The organism is Streptomyces sp. NRRL S-340, assembly GCF_000720185.1.
In the GTDB taxonomy this organism is placed as follows: domain Bacteria; phylum Actinomycetota; class Actinomycetes; order Streptomycetales; family Streptomycetaceae; genus Streptomyces.
Map to the genome: position 1 here is coordinate 18403 of NZ_JOIY01000035.1, position 18342 is coordinate 36744.

General features: G+C 74.4%; 13 protein-coding genes and 1 pseudogene. 3 read left to right on the forward strand and 11 right to left on the reverse strand.

Annotated features, from left to right (window positions below; all coding sequences use genetic code 11):
• Positions 1–40: 40 nt before the first annotated feature.
• Together IG64_RS26025 and IG64_RS26030 are read right to left on the reverse strand one after the other, a co-directional pair.
• Positions 41–913 (reverse strand): esterase/lipase family protein, encoded by an 873-nt coding sequence (locus tag IG64_RS26025; RefSeq protein ID WP_037860574.1) that lies wholly within the window; start codon positions 911–913, stop codon positions 41–43.
• Between the two features lie 185 nt (positions 914–1098).
• Positions 1099–1545 carry a MarR family winged helix-turn-helix transcriptional regulator gene (locus IG64_RS26030; protein ID WP_037860576.1) on the reverse strand — a complete coding sequence of 149 codons (447 nt, stop codon included), beginning with the start codon at positions 1543–1545 and terminating at the stop codon, positions 1099–1101.
• Positions 1546–1653: 108 nt separating this feature from the next.
• Between IG64_RS26030 and IG64_RS26035 the strand changes: the two genes are divergently transcribed.
• A complete protein-coding gene (locus tag IG64_RS26035; RefSeq protein ID WP_037860579.1) occupies positions 1654–2028 on the forward strand; it encodes a cupin domain-containing protein in 375 nt (124 codons plus the stop codon).
• Between the two features lie 15 nt (positions 2029–2043).
• Here IG64_RS26035 and IG64_RS26040 read toward each other — a convergent pair whose 3' ends face one another.
• Both IG64_RS26040 and IG64_RS26045 read right to left on the reverse strand, forming a co-directional pair.
• Positions 2044–3018: a DNA polymerase Y family protein gene (locus IG64_RS26040; protein WP_037860582.1), complete on the reverse strand. Its 975-nt coding sequence runs from the start codon at positions 3016–3018 to the stop codon at positions 2044–2046.
• Entirely contained in the window at positions 3015–6716 is a 3702-nt protein-coding gene (locus IG64_RS26045; protein ID WP_037860584.1) for a DNA polymerase III subunit alpha, read from the reverse strand. Before IG64_RS26045 ends, IG64_RS26040 begins: the two co-directional genes overlap by 4 nt.
• 155 nt (positions 6717–6871) lie before the next feature.
• On the opposite strand from IG64_RS26045, the pseudogene IG64_RS26050 reads away from it, so the two are divergent.
• Positions 6872–7897: pseudogene (locus IG64_RS26050) on the forward strand (DUF3533 domain-containing protein); the annotation flags it as partial.
• A 396-nt stretch (positions 7898–8293) separates the two neighbouring features.
• On the opposite strand, the gene IG64_RS26055 reads toward IG64_RS26050, so the two are convergent.
• The 7 genes from IG64_RS26055 to IG64_RS26085 form a co-directional block, all read right to left on the reverse strand.
• The gene (locus tag IG64_RS26055; protein ID WP_037860588.1) at positions 8294–9376 is read right to left on the reverse strand and encodes a S1 family peptidase; all 1083 of its coding nucleotides are present in this window, start codon (positions 9374–9376) and stop codon (positions 8294–8296) included.
• Positions 9377–9797: 421 nt separating this feature from the next.
• Complete coding sequence (locus IG64_RS26060) at positions 9798–10700, reverse strand: S1 family peptidase (protein ID WP_037860589.1); 903 nt, start codon at positions 10698–10700, stop codon at positions 9798–9800.
• Positions 10701–10949: 249 nt separating this feature from the next.
• Positions 10950–11729: a DUF1684 domain-containing protein gene (locus tag IG64_RS26065; RefSeq protein ID WP_037860590.1), complete on the reverse strand. Its 780-nt coding sequence runs from the start codon at positions 11727–11729 to the stop codon at positions 10950–10952.
• A gap of 358 nt (positions 11730–12087) precedes the next feature.
• Positions 12088–13125 carry an LLM class flavin-dependent oxidoreductase gene (locus IG64_RS26070; protein WP_037860591.1) on the reverse strand — a complete coding sequence of 346 codons (1038 nt, stop codon included), beginning with the start codon at positions 13123–13125 and terminating at the stop codon, positions 12088–12090.
• Positions 13126–13198: 73 nt separating this feature from the next.
• Positions 13199–13960 carry an amino acid ABC transporter ATP-binding protein gene (locus IG64_RS26075; RefSeq protein ID WP_037860592.1) on the reverse strand — a complete coding sequence of 254 codons (762 nt, stop codon included), beginning with the start codon at positions 13958–13960 and terminating at the stop codon, positions 13199–13201.
• A 120-nt stretch (positions 13961–14080) separates the two neighbouring features.
• Complete coding sequence (locus IG64_RS26080) at positions 14081–15955, reverse strand: FAD/NAD(P)-binding protein (protein ID WP_078884223.1); 1875 nt, start codon at positions 15953–15955, stop codon at positions 14081–14083.
• Complete coding sequence (locus IG64_RS26085) at positions 15952–16818, reverse strand: amino acid ABC transporter permease (protein WP_037860594.1); 867 nt, start codon at positions 16816–16818, stop codon at positions 15952–15954. Before IG64_RS26085 ends, IG64_RS26080 begins: the two co-directional genes overlap by 4 nt.
• 558 nt (positions 16819–17376) lie before the next feature.
• On the opposite strand from IG64_RS26085, the gene IG64_RS26090 reads away from it, so the two are divergent.
• Complete coding sequence (locus IG64_RS26090; protein WP_037860596.1) at positions 17377–18336, forward strand: ABC transporter substrate-binding protein; 960 nt, start codon at positions 17377–17379, stop codon at positions 18334–18336.
• Positions 18337–18342 lie beyond the last annotated feature (6 nt).

Here is an 18342-nt window from a genome sequence, read left to right on the forward strand (position 1 = left end):
CGGCGGTCTCCACCGGACGGGCCCCGGCGTGCGCGGCGTGTCAGCTGAACACGGACGCGCAGGTGGTGGCGGTGGCGTGGGCGGGGTCGAGCGCGTTGGCCACCTCGTGGAAGGCGATGCGGTCGATCGTGCCGACTGCCACGTGCTCGGACAGGTCGAGCGGGCAGAGGTCCTGCAGCAGGACGTTGTGGACGTCGGAGCCGGTGAGGTACTGGGTCCGCCAGGGGGTGGCCACCTCGTCGTACTGGGTGGCGATCACCGTGTAGTGCACGCCGGGCACGGTGTCGCCGCCCGCGTTGAGCCGGGTGAGGAAGGCGGAGCCGGCGATCTGGTCGGCGAGGCCGGGGGTGGCCTCGGAGAGCAGGTCGCTCGCGCCGGGGAAGTACGGCAGCAGGTGGGTGAGGCCGCTGAGGGTGGTGCCGTGGCTGTCGGGCGCGACACCGACGAGGGCGTTCACCTTGGCCGCGCCGCCGAGGAACTTCAGGTAGTAGCGGGGCATCATGCCGCCCTGCGAGTGGCCGACCAGGTCGGCCTTGGCGGCGCCGGTGGCGGCGAGCACCTTGTCGACGAAGGCGGACAGCTGCCCGGCCGACTTGTCGATGGGGCCGAGGCCGTTGAAGACCGGGACGCCGGGCAGTTGCCCGTAGTCGAGGGAGAAGACGCAGTATCCGCGGCTCTCCAGGTACGGGGCGAGGGTGAGCCAGTTGTCGACGGAGTTGCCGAAGGTGCCGTGGATCAGGACGACCGGGCGGGGATGGGCGGCCGAGGGCTTGCAGGCGTAGTCGTTCCAGCCGGTGCCCGGGGCGGCGGCGGTGCCGGACGCGGCGTGGGCCGTGGCGGCGGGGACGGTGGCGACGACCGTGGCCAGCAGCAGGGCGGCGAGGTGTCTCAGGGCGCGCCTGAAGGGCAGCATCGTGTGATCTCCTTGCGGCTCGAGGGAAGTGCGACGGCACTGAGCGCTGTGATCCGGATCACGGGATGCTGTTCACTCGTCAAGTTACGGACGAGTAGACCCAGGGGGAAGTTACGCGTCAGTAAAGAATCCTCATGACGCCCGGCCGGCCAACGAGCCACCATGAGGGGTTTCCTGACGGACCATCACCAAGTGGGGCGAACGGGGCCGTGCGGCGCGAGCCGCGTCAGCCGCTCCCCCAGCGCGCGCACCTCGCCCTCACCGAGCACCGCGGCCCATCCCCGCACGGCCTCCGCGGCGGACTCCTCCGCCGCCCGGGTGCAGGCCCGGCCGAGCGCGGTCAGCACGACCAGCCGGGCACGCGCGTCACCGGGGTGCGGCCGGCGCTCGGCGTACCCCTTGCGCACGATCTCGTCGACGAGCTGGCTGGCCGCCTGCTTGGTGACCCCGAGGTGGGCCGCCAGCTCGGTGACGGTCGCGCCGTCCGGCGCCAGCCGCGCGAACGCGAAACCGTGCGCGGGCCTGAGCCCCTCGAAGCCCCGGGCGACGACACCGTCATGGATGCGCTGCGTCAGACCGCCGGCAACGGCGAGCAGGGCGGCGGAGAGGGCCATGGCCTCGGAGTTCTGCACAGGGCCATTGAAACACCCTTGACCAATCGGTCAAGTTGCTTGACCATAAATCCGGAGCACTTGGTCAACCAGCTTGACTACTTACCCGACTTCCCCGAGGAGGCCCCCATGCCCGTCGTCCGCGCGTCCGAAGCCGTCACCCATGAGATCCACGGCGCCCGTTTCGTCTCGTACGCCACCCCGCTCACCGGCGCCCGTGAACTGTGCGCCTGGCGTGGTGAGATCCCGGCCGGCACCCGGGCGCCCGCCCACACCGTCACCCACGAGGAGATCTTCCACCTGCTCGACGGCGAACTCCTGATGACGCTCGACGAGTGCACCGAGCGCGTGACCGCGGGTGACACGGTGATCATCAACCCCGGTGCGACGCTCACCGTGGAGAACCCCACGGACCGCACCGCCGTCTCCTGGGTCACCACCTCGATCGGTCTGCGGGCCCACCTGGCGGACGGCACCGTGCTCACCCCGCCGTGGGCCAACTGACCGCGCTCGCCGGGGTTACGCGGCCAGCGTCCCCGGGATCACCGCCCGGGGCCCGAACCTGGCCCGCGCGCGGTCCGCGACCTCCTCGATACGGCGGAGCTTCTCGTCGGCGGGGTCGAAGGTGAGCTGGTGGGAGGCGTGTTCGGCGGGGGTCAGGCCCTCGGCGCGCAGGGCGAGCGCGCGGACCCGGGCGCGCTGGAGCCCCAGGGTCTCGTAGAGGCCGTAGGCGGCCCCGGTCAGCGTCGCCGAGTGGGCGGTGGGTTCCGCCAGCGTGCGCGTGCGGACGATCGCGGAGCGGTCGGCGTGGCGCACGGTGAGGGTCAGGGTGCGGCACACCTTGTCGAGGGCGCGCAGCCGGGCCCCCAGGTCCCCGGCGGCCGACAGCAGCGCGGCGCGGTGCCGGCCGGGGTCGAGTTCGTCGCGGTCGAAGAGGCGTTCCGCGGCCAGGGACCTGGAGACGGCGTTGGGGACGACCCGGCCGCGGTCCACACCGCTCGCCCTCTCGCGCAGTTCGCGGGCCGCCTTGGCGCCGATCAGCCGCTGGAGCGTCGACAGGGGCGCGGCGGCGACCAGGCCCAGGGTGTCCAGTCCGTACTCGCCCAGGGTGCGGGCGGTCGCCGCGCCGACGCCGGGCAGCGCGGTGACGGGCAGACCGGCGAGGAACTCCGCGACGGCGGCCGGTTCGGCGGGGACTGCGCAGGTCAGTCCCGGCCGGGCGGCACGCAGGGCCACTCGGGCCAGCATCGGGCCCGGCCCGGCGCCGATCACGCAGTCCACGCCGAACCGCGCCAGCGCCCGGACCCGGATCACCGACGCCAGCTCGACCGCGTCGCGCCCGAAGTAGCGTTCGGCGCCCCGCAGGTCGGCCAGCGCCCCGTCGGGCGGCAGCGCCTCGACCACCGGGGTGAACTCCTCCAGCAGCCCGAGCAGCCCGGGCAGGGCCGCCTCGTACATCGGCGGCAGCTGGAAACGTACGCAGAGAATGGTCATCCCGCGCTCCCTGGACTCTGGTGCCACAACTTCCTTCCGCTCGCGGGCCCTTCGCCCGCCGGGCGCAGATCCGCCCATGGGTTCATCTCGTAGCCGGTGGACATCCGGATACGGCGGTCGCGGGCGGCCTCCATCGGGTCCGGCGCCGCGGACCCGGTGGGCGCGGGCCGGCCGTCCGAGCCGGCGAGCCGCGCCCGCCGCGTACCGTCACCGCCGCCCCGCCCCCTGCCGTCACCGTCTTCCGGAGCGCCGGCCGCCGGGCCGCCCTCCGCCGCGCCGCCGGGACCGGCCAGCCGGGCCGCCACCTGGTCCAGGCCGCCCTCGGCGCGCAGTCCGGCCAGTTCGGCGAGGTTCCAGGCGGCGGCGCCCACCACGCTGAGGCTGTGCGGGCCGCGCCGCTGCACCACTCCGCGCACCAGCAGCAGCCAGGAGTGGAAGACGGTGTGCGCGCAGGCGTCGTGGGAGTCGTCGAAGAAGGCGAGGTCGACCAGGCCGGTGCCGTCGTCCAGCGTGGTGAAGATGACCCGCTTGCCGGACCGGACCGGCGGAGTCTGGGTGGCGGCCTTGGCGCCCGCGACCAGCACCGTCTCGCCGTGCCGTGCCGTGCGCAGCCGGCGGGCGCAGACCACGCCCAGTTCGTCGAGGAACGTCCGGTGGTCGTCCATGAGGTTGCGCGAGGCGTCCATGGACAGCACGCCCAGTTCGGCGCTGAGCTTCTCGGCCTCGGACAGGTCGGGCAGCCCGGCCGCGGCCGTCTTCCGGCCGCCGGACAGGGGCAGCTGGCCCCCGCCCGCGCCCCGGGCGCCGCGGTGCAGCTCGGTCAGGTGCAGTTGCAGGTCGCGGCGGTTGGCGCCGAACGCGTCGAGTGCGCCCACCTGGGCGAGCCGGGCGGCGACCGGACGGCTCGGCCGGGCCCGTTCCCAGAAGTCGAGCAGGGAGGCGTACGGCTGCCCGTCCGCGATCCGCGCCGCCTCGGCCTCGCTGATGCCGTGGACGTCGGACAGCGCCAGCCGCAGCCCCCACGCCCCGGGCCCCGGGGGCCTCCCGGACCCCTTCGACTCAGACACCAGTTCGATACGGTGAGCGACTCCCGACCGGTTCACGTCCAGCGGCAGGATCGGCACCCCGCGCCGCCGCGCGTCCGCCAGCAGCAGCCGCTTCGGATACATTCCGGGGTCATGGGTGAGCAACCCGGCGTAGAAGGCGGCCGGGTGATGGGCCTTCAGCCACGCCGACTGGTACGTCGGCACGGCGAAGGCCACCGCGTGCGCCTTGCAGAAACCGTACGACCCGAACGCCTCCACGATCTCCCAGGTGCGCTGAATCGTTTCCGCGTCGTACCCCTTCGCCGCCGCGTGCTGCGCGAACCACACCCTGATCCGGCCCTGCGACTCCGGGTCGGAAAGCCCGCGCCGCACCCGGTCCGCCTCGTCGCGCCCGCAGCCGGTCATGAGGTGCACGATGTGGATGATCTGCTCGTGGAAGACGACGACCCCGTACGTCTCCCGCAGCGGCTCCGCCAGGTCGGGGTGCGGGTAGCGGGCGGGCGCCCGCCCGTGCCGCGCCTCGATGAACGGCCGCACCATGTCGGCGGCGACCGGACCGGGCCTGAAGAGCGAGATGTCGACCACGAGATCGTGGAAGGTGGCCGGCTGGAGCCGCCCCACCAGGTCGCGCTGGCCCGGGGACTCGATCTGGAAGCAGCCCAGCGTCTCGGCGGAGCGGATGAGCCGGTACGTCGCCGGGTCGCCCTGCGGCACGGAGTCCAGGTCGACCCGCTCCCCCGTCGCCCGCTCCACCTCCGCGACCGCGTGCGCCATCGCCGACTGCATCCGCACCCCCAGCACGTCCAGCTTGAGCAGCCCGAGGTCCTCCACGTCGTCCTTGTCGAACTGGGACATGGGCAGGCCCTCGCCGCTGGTCGGCACGACCGGCGTACGGGCGAGCAGGGAGGCGTCCGACAGCAGCACCCCGCACGGGTGCATGGCGACCCCGCGCGGCAGGGCGTCCAGGGCCTCGACCAGCTCCCACAGCCTGCCGTACTTCTCCTTCTCCCCCGCCAGCGCCCTCAGCTCGGGCAGTTCCGCCAGGGCCGCGCGGGCGTCGCGGGCGCGGATGTGCGGGAAGGACTTGGCGACGCGGTCGATCTCGGCGGGGTCCATGGACAGGGCCGCGCCCACGTCCCGGATCGCATGCCGGACGCGGTACGTCTCCGGCATGGCGACGGTCGCCACCCGCTCGGTGCCGAACCGGCCGATGATCTGCCGGTAGACCTCCAGCCGGCGCGCGGACTCCACGTCGATGTCGATGTCGGGCAGGACGAACCGCCGCCTGGACAGGAAGCGCTCCATCAGCAGCCCGTGCTCGACCGGGTCGGCGTGGGCGATGCCGAGCAGGTGGTTGACGAGGGAGCCCGCGCCGGAGCCGCGCGCGGCGACCCTGATGCCCGTCTTCCGTACGTCGTCGACCACTTGGGCGACGGTGAGGAAGTAGGAGGCGAAGCCGTGGTGGGCGATGACGTCCAGCTCTTCGTGCATCCGCTCCCAGTAGGCGCGCCGGCCGGCGTAGCCGCGCAGCACCATGCCGGCCGCCGCCCGGGAGGCCAGCGTGCGCTGGGCGGTGCGGCGGGCGGCGCCGACCAGGTGCGGCTCGGGGAAGTGGACGGTGCCCATGCCGAGGTCGTCCTCCGGGTCGACCAGGCACTCGGCGGCCGTGGCCCGCGTCTGCTCCAGCAGCCGGTGGGCGGCCTCGCGCCGGAAGCCCGCGGCCTCGACGATCCGCTCGGCCGCGTGCAGCATCGCGCCGGGGTCCTTCAGCCAGGCCTCACCCGAGTCCAGTTCCCTGGTGGCGCCGACGGGGACCAGCCGGCGGGCCGCGTCCAGGACGTCGGCGACCGGGCCCTGCCCGGGGTCGGCGTAGCGGACGGCGTTGCTGAGCACGGGCCGGATCCGCTGCTCGGCGGCGAAGCCGACGGTGCGGGCGGCCAGCCGCAGGGAACCGGGGCCGGTGCCCGTGCGGCCGTGCCAGAGGGCCTCCAGGCGCAGGGCGTCGCCGTAGACCTCGCGCCAGGGGACGAGGAGGCGCGCGGCCCGGTCGGGGCGGCCCGCGGCCAGCGCCCGGCCGACGTCGGAGCCGGGGCCGAGCAGCACGGTCAGGCCGTCGGCGTGGTTGTCGGGCCAGGGCAGGACCGGGGTGCCGGGGCGGGTGTGGGCGGCGGTGACCAGGCGGCACAGGTCGGCCCAGCCGCGGGCGCCGTCCCGGGCGAGGAAGGTGACGCGCGGGGCCGACTCGTCGATGAAGGCACCGCCGCGCACCGGCGTGCGGCGCCGCTGCGGCCGCCCGGGGCCGCCGTCGCGTACGAGCCCGCCGTCCCGTACGGACCCGTCGCCCCCCGCGGGAGCGCCGCCCCGCCCGGCGCCCTCGCCCCGCGCCGTGAAGGCGCCGGGGTGCGCGCGGGGGCGGTCCGGGCGGACGCGCTCGGGTTCGTCCACCGCCAGTTCCGTGCCGAACAGCGGGCGGATGCCCGCCGCCGCGCAGGCCTTGGCGAAGCGGACGGTACCGGCGAGGGTGTCGCGGTCGGTGAGGGCGAGCGCGTCCATGCCCCGCTCGGCGGCGCGCTCGGCCAGCCGCTCCGGGTGCGAGGCGCCGTAGCGCAGGGAGAACCCGGAGACGGTGTGCAGATGCGTGAAGCCCGGCACACGCACCTCCCGCACTCGTGAGCCCGCACGAACAGACTCTCGAACATCAGTTCACTACTCTCCCTCCACCATAAACCAATTTCCGAACGTGTGTGCGACATCCGTTCGGGCGCGTCCCACCTGCGCAAACGCCCGCCGCCACGCAGCGTGAGGACATGACCCACCCGCACGCCCGCCGGCGCCCGCACTCCTTCCTCCAGGAGGTCAAGGACGCCGTCACCCCGCGGGCCACGCTGCTCGTCATCGGCGTGGTGGCGCTGCAGCTGCTGTTCATCGCCTCCTACGTGGGCGCGCTGCACCACCCGGAACCCAAGGACGTGCCCTTCGCCGTCGCGGCACCCCCGGCAGCGGCCGGGCAGACGGTGGCCAGGCTGCGGCGGCTGCCCGGCTCGCCCCTGGACCCGCACGCGGTGGCGGACGAGGCGGCGGCCCGCCGGCAGATCCTGGACCGGGACGCCGACGGCGCCCTGGTCGTCTCCCCGGCCGGCACCGCCGACACCCTCCTGGTCGCCTCCGGCGGCGGCACCATCCTCGCCACCTCCCTGGAACGGATCGTCGGCTCCGCGGAGCAGAGCCGGCAGCGGACCGTGCGGACGGTGGACGTGGCCCCGGCCTCCGCCGGCGACTTCAACGGCCTGTCGTCCTTCTACCTGGTCGTGGGCTGGTCCGTCGGCGGCTACCTGTGCGCCTCGGTCCTCGCCATCAGCGCGGGAGCCCGGCCCGCCGACCCGCGGCGCGCGGCGATCCGGCTGGGCGCCATGGCGCTCGTCGCAGCCGTCGGCGGGCTCGGCGGCGCGGTCGTCGTGGGACCGGTCCTGGGCGCGCTGCCGGGCGGCGTCACGGCGCTGTGGGGGCTCGGGGCGCTGGTGACCTTCGCCGTGGGCGCCGCCACCCTCGCCCTCCAGGGGATCTTCGGAGTCATCGGCATCGGCCTGGCGATCCTGCTGGTGGTGATCGCGGGCAACCCGAGCGCGGGCGGCGCCTTCCCGCTGCCGCTGCTGCCGCCGTTCTGGAAGGCGATCGGGCCCGCTCTGCCGCCGGGCGCGGGAACCTGGTCGGCCCGCTCGATCGCGTACTTCCACGGCAACGCCCTGACGTCCGCGCTGCTGGTACTGGCGGCGTGGGCGGCCGCCGGGGTGGTGATCACCCTGCTGGCCTCCGGGCAGCGGCGCAGGCGCGCGGGCGGGGCGGAGGGTGCTGGAGACGCCGCGGACCGTGCCGTGGGAACGGAGTGGAAGGACGGCCCGCACACGGCGGACGCCGGGACGGCCGGGCACGGCACCACCGCGCAGACGGGCACGCACGGCACCGCCGCGCAGGCGGACGGCGCCGCCCGCACCGCGCCCGTGCCACCCCCCGACGACACCTTCACCGACCCGGGCCCCGGCACCTCCACCGGCCCGGACCCCGGCACCGGTCCCGGCCTGGGTCCGGACCCCGGCCCTGGCCCCGATCCGGGAACGAACCCCGGCACCCGCACCTGAGAGCCCCGCCCTCGCGCGGGCGAGGACGGGGCTCCCACCGGTCCCGCGGGGATGCCGGGGACCGGTCCCGTGGGGGCCGCGGGGCCGGCCGGTCTAGCCGATCGTGGTGCCGGTCGCCGACAGCGCCTCGGTGACCGGCTGGAAGAACGTCTCGCCGCCGGAGGTGCAGTCGCCGCTGCCGCCGGAGGTCAGACCGAGCGCGGTGCCGCCGTCGAACAGCGGGCCGCCGCTGTCGCCGGGCTCGGCGCACACATCGGTCCGGATGAGTCCTTCGACCGTGCCCTCGGAGTAGTTCACGGTGGCGTTCAGACCGGTGACCGTGCCGGTGTGCACGTGGGTCGTCGAGCCGCTGCGGGTCACCTTCTCGCCGACGGTCGCCTCGCCCGCCCCGGTGATCGGCTGCGTGGATCCGTCGTAGAGATCGACCGCGCTCGGGTGGTCGACGGACGCGGTGTACTTCACCAGGCCGAAGTCGTCCCCGGGGAAACTGGAGCGCTCGTTGCTGCCGATCACGGTGCCGTCGGCGTCCGACCAGGTGGAGACGGCCTCGGTGCAGTGGCCCGCGGTCAGGAAGTACGGCTGTCCGTCCCTGACCACGTTGAAGCCGAGCGAGCAGCGCCCGCCCGAGCCGGTGATGGCGTCACCGCCCGCGATGAAGGGCCTGAACTCCCCCTTAGAGCGCCTGAGTTCGGCCTTGTCTCCCAGACCCCGGACGACCTCGGAGAGCCTGGTCCACGCGGCTGCGGAGACCGTTCTGTCGGCGGTGACCACGACCTTGTCGGTGACCGGGTCGGTCGCCCACGAGGTCCCGGGTATGGTCGCGTCCTTCGCGAGCCGGCCACGGGCGCCGTCCAGTTCGGCGAGGGTGTTCTCGACGACTCTGGCCCGCGCCCCCGCCCGCTCGACCGTCCGCGCGGCGGCCCGGTCGAGCACGTTGACCACGAGGTGGCCCGACCCTGCGTCGTAGTACGCGCCGGCCGTGCTGCCGGTGCCGAGGTCCCCGAGCAGGGCCGAGGCGAGTTTTCCGGCCGCCGGGGCGGACAGCGTGCGGACCGTGGGGGCCGAGCCGGGCTCGTCGGCGTTCGCACTCTGGAAAGTGACTCCCGTGGCGACGAGTGCGGCGACGCCCGCGGCCGCCACGGTCGTCCGGCGCCGGGGTGTGCGTCGGTGCTTCAACTGACGTCCTCCTGTGGGGGGAACGGCCCAGGAGGTTGTGGGGACCTCGCAGGGCCGAAGGATGGAGGTCCCCTGCTCGAGCGGAGCCGAGAGCCGAAGGGGAACCGGCGCCTACTATTCCGAGGCCCGTGGGGAGCACACAAGGTCGAGTTCTGGACGCGCGTACGTCAACGGGTGTGCGCCCCCCGCCGTTTGGGCGCCCGAGGCCGCATCACCCCCGTTCGCTCAGCAAATACTACGAGCGGGTGATCCGTCTGCGCCCCGTGAGGTCTACTCCTGTCCGGTTTTCGACCCCCTGGCCGGGCTGGGGAGTTGTCACCCCGCCCCGCGCAAGAACGAGCCCCCGCACACGGGTCGTGTGCGGGGGCTCGCTCACCGCCGGACGCGGCCGGACCGGGACCGCGCCGGAGGAGGGGCCGGGTCAGTAGACGTGGACCCCGTACGCGCTCAGGGCCTCGGTGACCGGCTGGAAGAACGTCGTGCCGCCGGAGGTGCAGTCGCCGCTGCCGCCGGAGGTCAGGCCGTAGGCCGTGCTGCCGCCGTACAGCGGACCGCCGGAGTCGCCGGGCTCGGCGCAGACGGTGGTCTGGATCAGGCCGGAGACGATGTCACCGCTGCCGTAGTTGACCGTCGCGTTGAGGGCGGTGACGCGGCCGCTGTGCGTGCCGGTCGTGGAGCCGCGGCGGTAGACGGTCGTGCCCACGGAGGGCGTCGCGGCGCTGGTGATGTCCTGGCTGCCCACGGCACCCGACTTGGTCACCGAGCTGTTGGTGTAGCGCACGATGCCGTAGTCGTTGCCGGGGAAGGAGGAGCCGGCGGTGGTGCCGAGCGTGGTGCTGTGCGAGGAGTTCGACCACCAGGTGCCCGCGCCGTCGGTGCAGTGACCGGCGGTCAGGAAGTAGTAGTTGCCGCTGGAGTCCTGGACGTTGAAGCCCAGCGAGCAGCGCCAGCTGCTCGCGTAGATGGCGTCGCCGCCGGAGATCAGCTTGTTGAACCTGCCCGGGGTGTGCTTGATCGTCAGGGCCCCGGAGTCGGTCCCGGCCTGCTGTTTGATCCTGTTGATGTCGGCCTGCGAGACCGTGCTGTCCACGGTGACGACGACCCGGTTGGTCTTGCTGTCGACGGCCCACGCGGTGCCCGGGACGTCCGCCTTGAGCACCGAGTCGCTCGCCTTGGTGAGCTGGGCGGCGCTGAAGGTGTTGGTGTCGGCCGCGTGCGCGCTGGGGACCGCGAACGCGGCGGTGGCCACGAGCCCGGCGGCGAGGGCGACCAGCCGGGTCTGTCTCGTGATGGCGGTGCGGGGGGAAGTGCGCTTGATCCTCACTTTTCGTTCCTCCACAAAGGAAGTCGGGGGCCCGCGTGGGGTCGGGGCCCGTGAGGCGCAGAGCCAGGGGGGAGTCCGGGTTCCAGACACGTTGTGCCCCTGACAAGCGCTGTGGGGGAGTATTCGGCCGAACGGCCGGTCGGCGCAAGAGTGCCTTTCGGCCGTGCGACTGTGTTCGGTTCGAGTGGACCGTGTGCGGTCCGGGTGGTTTGACGGTGGCTCAGGGGGCGGCGGCCGGGCGCCGGGGGCTCAGCGCAGGGTGCGCTCCCCCGCGGGTATCGCGAGGTCCAGGGTGTTGCCCGGCGGCGGGAACGGGCAGATGAAGTGGTCGGCGAACGCGCACGGCGGCAGCACGGCGCGGTTGAAGTCGACCGTGGTGCGGCCCTCGGTGTCCGGAGCCTCGGGGTGCAGGAAACGGAAGCGGAAGCTGCTGTCCCCGCTGGTGGTGTCGGCGAACACCGCCCACAGGCCGCCGTCCGGCTGCCGGGCCGCCTGGAGTGTCAGGTCCCGGCCCTGGAGCGTGAACGCCAGTTCCCCGGCGAGAGCCAGACCGCGCTCGCGTCCGTCCGCGTTCGGCACGCGCACGGTGCGGCTTGCCCCGTACGGGGTGAAGCGCCCCGGCACCGACCAGCGCGGGTCGTACGCGCCGGCCGCGATACCACGGAACGCCCGGCGGCCCGCGGACGCCGGGTCGAAGTCCCGTACGCCCCAGGCCCCTTCGCGTTCCAGCACGACGAGCCGGCGCTCGCCCAGCGCGACCCGCGCGTCCGCCGCCGACGCCGTATCGGCGCCGAGCCGCACCCGGCCGGCGAAGGGCCGGCCGTCGACGGTCAGTCCGTCCGCCTCGGCGGCGGTGAGCACGACCGCGTCGCCGTCGGCCGCCCACCTCCCGGGAACGCCCGGCAGCAGACCCTCCGGGTGGTCCTCGAGCCAGTGGGTGCCGGTCAGCGCGAGCGGCCCGTAGGGTGCCGACACCGTCGCGGTGCGGTCCTCGTGCCACTGCTTCCACCGGTCGGATGCGTCCGTCATGTGATCAACCCTTCCATGTGCGGCCGTGCGGCCAAACCGAGGGGGCGCGGCGTGGCGCCCCGGAGCGGATACGGGAGAACGAAGCCGGCGCCGGCGTCCTGGCGTACGGACGCGGGGGCATGGGGCGCCGGGGGGATCTGGGGGTGCGGGCAGCAGGGGCCCCAGGGGGCGGTGGTCAAACCTTGGACGGGCGCGACGGCCGTCGCGGGAAAGGGGCCGCGGCCCCGGCGCCCGGCCGAATCCCCCGCCCGGATGACGACCGGATGGCCCCGGGACGGACGCGGCCGGCCGGCCGCCGCCGGGCAAGGGGAGGCGGGGTGCCGACGGCCCCGCGGTGCGCAAGCCGGCGACGAGGCGGTCACGCCGCACCTCCCGCCCCGGCCCGCCGTCCGGCGCCGCGCCCGGCGGACCGGCCGGGGCGACCGCCGGCGGGCCGGGTCAGACCCAGGTGCTCGCGCAGCGTGGTGCCCGGGTAGAAGGTGCGGAACAGCCCGCGGTGCTGAAGCAGCGTCACGGTGCCGTTGACCAGCCGCTCCAGGTCGCGGCGCGGGTCGGACGGCACGAGGTGGAAGCCGTCGACGGCGCCCTCGCGGTGCCAGGAGGCGATCAGTTCGGCGAGGTCGACGGGGCCGCCACGGTACAGCGGGCCCCGGGCGGTCCGCCGGACGCCTCCCCCGCGCCCGGGTCCCCGGCCGTGCCCTGAGCGGGGGAACTCCCAGGCCCGTTCCGCCGCGTACTCGCCGTCGCCGAGGTCGACGGCGAGGTCCGCCAGGACCCGCAGGGTGCCGGGGTCGCGGCCGCACCGGGCGGCCTCCTCGTGCAGCCGGTCCCGTACGGCCGCGGCCTGCTCCGGGTGCGTCGCGCTCACCAGCACCACGTCGGCGTGGCGTGCGGCCGTGCCGCGCGCGGCGTCCTCGGTGGCGGCGGCCACCCGGACGGGGTGCCCCTGCGGGGACCGTGGCGCGGCCGGGGAACCGCGCTCCGGACGGCCCCCCAGGCACGCGGCCCCGTCAGCGGCCCCGTCGATGCTCCCGTCCGCGGCCGGGCCGGCCGGGGCCGTGATCCGCCACCCGGCCCGGCCCTGGCTGACCCGGTCGAGGGCCGCCACGGCGGCGGGGACGGCGCGCGGTCCGGTGTGCGTGCTCGGGACGGCGGGCACCAGGCCCACGCGGCGGGTGGCGGCCGCCACCCGGGACAGCACGGCGAACGCGTCCGGGCCGGGGCGCGCCAGGCCGTCGTCGAGCGTCACGAAGTCCAGGCCTCCGCTCTCGGCGAGTCGCGCGGACTCCACGAAGGGCTCCGCGCCCGGCTCCTCGCGGGACGCGGCGTCGTGCGCCGGCTGCCGGTCGAGTGCGGCGGCCAGGTACAGCCTCGGGCCGGGCGGCGGTGCGGTCATCGCGCGGACTCCTCTGCGTCACGGGCCGGGCGGGGGAAGGCCGGCGGCGGTCGCCGTCCCGGCGGGGCGCCGGTCACAGGACCTTGGAGAGGAAGGCGCGGGTCCGTTCGTGCCGCGGCCGGTCGAGCACCTCGCCCGGCGGCCCCTGCTCGACGATCCGGCCGGCGTCCATGAACACCACCGTGTCGGCGACCTCCCGCGCGAAGGCGATCTCGTGGGTCACGACGATCATGGTCGTGCCCTGCCGGGCCAGGTCCTTGATGACGTCGAGGACTTCGCCGACCAGTTCCGGGTCGAGCGCCGAGGTGGGTTCGTCGAAGAGCAGCAGGCGGGGCTCCAGGGCGAGCGCGCGGGCGATGGCGACCCGCTGCTGCTGGCCGCCGGAGAGCCGGCCCGGGTACTCGTCGGCCTTCTCGGCGAGACCGACCCGTTCCAGCAGCAGCCGCGCGGACTCCACGGCCTTCACGCGGGGCCGCTTCAGCGCGGCGACGGGCGCCTCGACGAGGTTCTCCAGCACGGTCAGGTGCGGGAAGAGGCGGAAGTCCTGGAAGACGAAGCCGATCCGGGTGCGCTGTGCGCGGACTTCGCGCTCGGGCAGCTCGCGCAGGGTGTCGCCGGAACGGCGGTAGCCGACGAGGTTGCCGTCCACGCTGACCGCGCCCCGGTCCACCTTCTCCAGGTGGTTGACGGTGCGCAGCAGCGTCGACTTGCCCGAGCCGGACGGGCCGAGGATCACGGTGACCTGGCCGGTGTTCACCTGGAGGTCGATGCCCTTGAGGACCTCCTGTGAACCGAAGCTCTTGTGGACGGACCTGATGTCGACCATGACGCTCATGGTGGGGTTCCTTCGGTGCGGTGGGGCGGGAAGAGGACGCGCGGGGCGGGCCGTTGCCGTGGCTCACCCGGTGGCGTGCGGGGCGGCTGTGCTCCCCGGTGGTCTGCGGGACGGCCGGGCTCACCCGGCGGCGTGCGGGACCGGCACCGGAGCGGGGACGGAGGCCTCCGCCCGTGCCGGAACGGGAGCCGCCGCCGGAGCCGGTGCGGCAGCCTCCGCCGGGACCGGGGCGGAAGCCGCCGCGGGTCCCGGCTCAGGAGCCGTCCCGCTCAGGAAGCCCAGCACCGCGCGAGCGGTCGCGTCGTTCTGCCGGAACGCCGGGCCGCCGGTGCGCGGCCGGGTGAAGGCGCCTGGCGTACGGCCGTCGGTGAACGGGCCGAGCGCGAAGCGCCGGGGGTGCGGGCGGCCGTCGCGGTCCAGGATCCTGCCGTCGGCGCGGTCGACCCGCAGCAGCCCGTCGGGGGTCTCGGCGGCTCCCTCGGCGTGCAGGGCGCGCAGCAGCGGGTCGCGGGTGCGCCGGACGGTGGGTTCGGGCAGCCGCGCCTCCACCAGCGCCCGTGCCTCGACCGCCGCGCCGGGCACGGTCGGGCTCGACGCCCGGAACACCCCGCCCTCGGCGGTGACGGTCATGTCGGCGCCCACGAACCGCAGGACGCCCGCCCGGGACAGGGCGAGCATCTGCCGCAGCCGGGGTCCGGGCGGCCCGGAGGCGAGGGAGCTGAAGAAGCCGTGCCACCAGGGTCCGGTGTCGCCGAGCCGCACCAACTGGCCGTAGACGGACAGCAGTCCGAGGAAGAGGCCGAGGTCGGCGCTGTGGGCGGGGTCGTGCCGCCGGCGCAGGTCGGCCTCGATGTGTCCGCGCAGCGCCTCCTGGAAGTCCTCGGGCGTCTCGTGCCGGACGCCGTGCAGCGGGCGGTCGAGGGCGGCGAGGTCGAGCCGGTCGGCGGGGTCGGGCACGGCGGCGGCGACCAGGGCCCGGCGCCCGGCGGGGTCCGCGGCCGCGTACGCCCGCTCGAAGTCCGCCCAGGCCATGGCGGTCCGCTCGGGGTGGGCGGCGAACAGCCGGTGGTAGTAGGCGAATCCGAGTTCCTTCTCGGCCAGCGGCCACAGATCGCGCCGGAAGTCGAACCCGCCGGGGCGGGCCGACAGCTCCCGGATCTCGGCCGGCCCGAGGAAGCGGGGCAGCGGCGGGCGTTCGCCGGTGAGGTCGTAGCCGATCTTCGAGTGGTACGGCACCCCGCGCCGCGATCCGACGTACAGCACGGGTTCCCGTCCCGACGGCAGGTAGGTGTCCTGCTCGTGGCGGCCGCCGCGGCCCTCGGTGAGCAGCACCATCAGGTCGACGAAGGCGAGTCCGAAGCCGCGGACGACGACCGGGGCGCCCGCCGGCAGTGCGGACAGGTCGCTGTCTGCGGTGAAGTCCGGTGCCAGGTGGACCAGGCCGTGTTCGCGGGCGTAGGCGGCCAGGCGGGTCTGCTCGTCGTCGGGTTCGGCGTCCAGGTGGCCGAGGGCGAGCACCACCAGGTCGGCGGGCAGGGGCCGCGGGCGGCCCTCCAGCCACACCTGCTGGCGGCCCTCGCGCGGCCCGCCGAGCCGGAGCGCGCGCCGCCGGTGGTGGTGGACGGTGACGCCCGGCGGCAGCGCGGCCACCGCCTCGTCGTGCACCCAGCGCAGGTAGGAGCCCTGGACGCGGCGGTCGGTGAAGGTGCGGCCGGGCAGGGCCGCCCACTCGTGCAGGGTGGGGCCGGTGCGCACCGGCCCCGCCATGTCGACCGTCTCGTCGGTGAACATGGTGACGTCCTCGGCGTGCGAGTTCATCCACAGCAGCGGTGACTGCGCGGCGCGCCACACGCGTCCTGCGCCGGGCGGGTACGGGTCGACGAGGTGGATGTCGAGGCCTTGGCCGGCGTACAGCCCGGGGGCGTTGGCGGCGAGGCGTTCGAGCAGACCGGTCGCCCGCGGTCCAGCTCCGACGATGACGAGCGAGGACCTCATCGGGTGCGCTCCGTGCCGCGCGCGTAGTGCTTCTCCACGTAGTGCTGGCCGATGCTCAGCACCGAGGTGACGACGGTGTACCAGAGGGTGGCGACCATCAGCAGCGGGATGACCTGGTAGGTCTGGTGGTAGACGAGCTGGGCCGAGTACAGCAGGTCCTGGACGGCGATGACGCTGACGATGGAGGTGCCCTTGAGGGTGCCGATCAGCATGTTCCCGGCGGGCGGCACGATGGAGCGCATCGCCTGCGGGAGGACGATCCGCCGCAGGCGCCGCCACTGGCTCAGGCCGAGCGCCTGGGCGGCCTCGGTCTGGCCGCGGTCGACGGAGAGGATGCCGCCGCGGACCACCTCGGCGGCGTAGGCGGCCTCGTGCAGGGTGAGGCCGACGACGGCGACGGTGACCGGCCCGAGCAGGTCGACCGTCCTCACGCCGAGGATGTGCGGGTACAGCGCCCCGATGTTGAACCACAGCAGCAGCTGCACGAGGATCGGGATCGACCGGAACAGCCAGACGTAGCCCCGGCTGACGGCGCGCAGCACCGGGTTGCCGGAGAGCCGCAGGACGGCGAGCAGGGTGCCGAGGGCGAAGCCGAGCGCCATGACGACGGCGGTCAGCCACAGGGTGAGCCAGAGTCCGCGCAGGACCGAGTCGGAGGTGAAGTAGTCGGCGACGACGTCCCATTGGAACGCCTTGTTGCGCACGACGGAGGTCAGGGCGAGTCCGAGCAGGGCGAGGACGGCGACGGCGGCCGTCCACTGGCCGGGCCGGCGGCGCGGCACGACGCGCAGGGCGTCGGCCGGTCCGGGTGTGCCGGGGCTGCCGGGTTCGGCGGGTGCTGTGGCGAGGGTGCCGGAAGACATGCGAAGACTCCGTGACGTAGGTCGAACACGGGTGGTGCCTTCACACGGGAGCGCCGGGGGCGCTGGCGGCCGAGCCCCTCAGCAGGGCCGTTCCCCCGAGAGTACGGGCGGGTTTCCCCTCACTGTCAAGGGCGTCCAGCATATGAGCCGGTCGTCTCAAGGTGGTTGACGGGAAACCGGATGCCTGTTCCACTTGGCCCATGCATCCGCAGCAGTGGCTGGTCACGCGCTCCCACATCGACTTCGGTCGAGTGTGGTCCTGTTCTTGTTGAGCTGAGCCGACCCCCTGCGCGCCCTCACACTTCCGGGCGCTTGCGGTGTTCTTCCGTTCCCCCTTTCAGGTACTTCGCGCCCGTCGCACCTTTCGCACCCATGACACCTTTCGCGGCGGTCGCGCCTTTCCCGTCCGCCGTGCCCTTCACGTCCGTCGCACCCCTTCGCGTCCTCGCGTCCTCGCGTCCTCGCGTCCTCGCGTCCTCGCGTCCTGGTCATCGCCTTCACACGCGCCCCTCCCCTCGCGCCGTCTGACGTCCCTTTCCTTCCAGGAGACCGCACCCCATGCGCACGTCCCCGCACACCCGTAAACGGCATTTCATCCCCTTCGCCCTGATCAGTTCGGCGGCGCTGCTGCTCTCCGCGTGCGGCTCCGGTGCCGGCGGCACCGGTTCCGGCGGGTCCGTCGCGGGCGCCGCCAGGGCCGCCGCCGAGATCCCGACCGCGGACGTCGTCTCCGGGGTCCGCGAGGACCCGGCCGCCGCCCGCCTGCTGCCCCCGGGCGTGCGGAGCCTGACGATCGCCTACGCGGTCGGCGGCGCGCCGCCGGGCACCTCCTACCTCGGTGACGGCAAGACCCTCGCCGGTCAGGACGTCGACTTCGCGCAGGCCGTCGCGAAGGTGCTGGGCATCGGGCTGAAGACGCGGCAGGCCTCGTTCGAGGCGATCCTGCCCGCCCTGGACAGCGGCAAGTACGACCTCGGCGCGGGCAACTTCGGGGTGACCGACGAGCGCCGCCGGACCATCGACTTCGTCACCTACATCAACGACGGCCAGGGCTTCGCCGCCCGCGAGGACAGCAAGCTGGGCAAGGTCACCGACCTCACCCAGCTGTGCGGCCTGGACATCGCGACCGGCGCCGGGACCACCTTCGAGGCGACGCTGGAGCAGAACGCGCACCGCTGCGCGGACGCGGGCGAGAAGCCGTACAAGGTGCAGACCTACAGCGAGTCCGGCGCGCTGTGGTCCTCGCTCCAGCAGGGCCGCAGCGATGTGGTGATGTCCACGATCAACGGTCTGAGGTACGCGGTCGCCCAGCAGCCGGGCCTGAAGTTCCTCGACGAGTTCCACCGCCTCGACGTCGGCTTCGCCTTCAAGAAGGGCACGAAGCTGGCGCCGGCCTTCCGGGCCGCGGTGAACCGGCTGATCTCCGACGGGACGTACGCGAGGATCCTCGCCAAGTGGGGCACGACGGCGTCGGCGATCAGCACCTCGCGGATCTCACCGCCGGAACTGAGGTCCTGACCGACG

Excerpts from the sequence above, each read along its gene's own strand:
- IG64_RS26080 (WP_078884223.1), bottom strand. The coding sequence starts at position 15,955 with ATGAGGTCCTCGCTCGTCATCGTCGGAGCTGGACCGCGGGCGACCGGT.
- IG64_RS26075 (WP_037860592.1), bottom strand. The coding sequence starts at position 13,960 with ATGAGCGTCATGGTCGACATCAGGTCCGTCCACAAGAGCTTCGGTTCA.
- IG64_RS26065 (WP_037860590.1), bottom strand. The coding sequence starts at position 11,729 with ATGACGGACGCATCCGACCGGTGGAAGCAGTGGCACGAGGACCGCACC.
- IG64_RS26025 (WP_037860574.1), bottom strand. The coding sequence starts at position 913 with ATGCTGCCCTTCAGGCGCGCCCTGAGACACCTCGCCGCCCTGCTGCTG.
- IG64_RS26085 (WP_037860594.1), bottom strand. The coding sequence starts at position 16,818 with ATGTCTTCCGGCACCCTCGCCACAGCACCCGCCGAACCCGGCAGCCCC.
- IG64_RS26040 (WP_037860582.1), bottom strand. The coding sequence starts at position 3,018 with ATGACCATTCTCTGCGTACGTTTCCAGCTGCCGCCGATGTACGAGGCG.
- IG64_RS26090 (WP_037860596.1), top strand. The coding sequence starts at position 17,377 with ATGCGCACGTCCCCGCACACCCGTAAACGGCATTTCATCCCCTTCGCC.
- IG64_RS26035 (WP_037860579.1), top strand. The coding sequence starts at position 1,654 with ATGCCCGTCGTCCGCGCGTCCGAAGCCGTCACCCATGAGATCCACGGC.
- IG64_RS26070 (WP_037860591.1), bottom strand. The coding sequence starts at position 13,125 with ATGACCGCACCGCCGCCCGGCCCGAGGCTGTACCTGGCCGCCGCACTC.